This window comes from Flavobacterium sp. GNP008, from assembly GCF_056428965.1.
This window is the reverse complement of sequence record NZ_JBWJVL010000056.1, coordinates 1-240: the sequence shown is the minus strand read 5'-3', so window position 1 is coordinate 240 and position 240 is coordinate 1. Positions and strand designations below refer to the sequence as shown.

The following is a 240-nucleotide window of genomic DNA, read 5'->3' as shown; positions in this document are numbered from 1 at the left end:
AGAACTGCTGGACGTTTTCATTGCTGTTGAACAACAGGTAGTTGCCGACCACATCGCCCACCAGCCAGGTGCCCCAGTCGATGAAGCCCTTGCTCAACGGGTCCCAGGCCTTCTGCCGGTTGTCGCCCAGGTTGTCGTCCCCGGAAAAGCTTGCGTAGCGATAGCCGAGGATCGGCGTCAGCGGCAGGTCGCCAAAGGCGTAGTCGGCCTGGGCGTACCAGGCGTTGGCCGCGTAGTCGA

The 240-nt window shown here is 62.1% G+C and carries 1 protein-coding gene; it reads right to left on the bottom strand.

The genetic code is table 11. The features are described from left to right. The coding region (locus tag AC0608_RS13860) for a hypothetical protein (protein WP_478289488.1) at window positions 1-240 on the bottom strand (240 nt) is incomplete at both ends.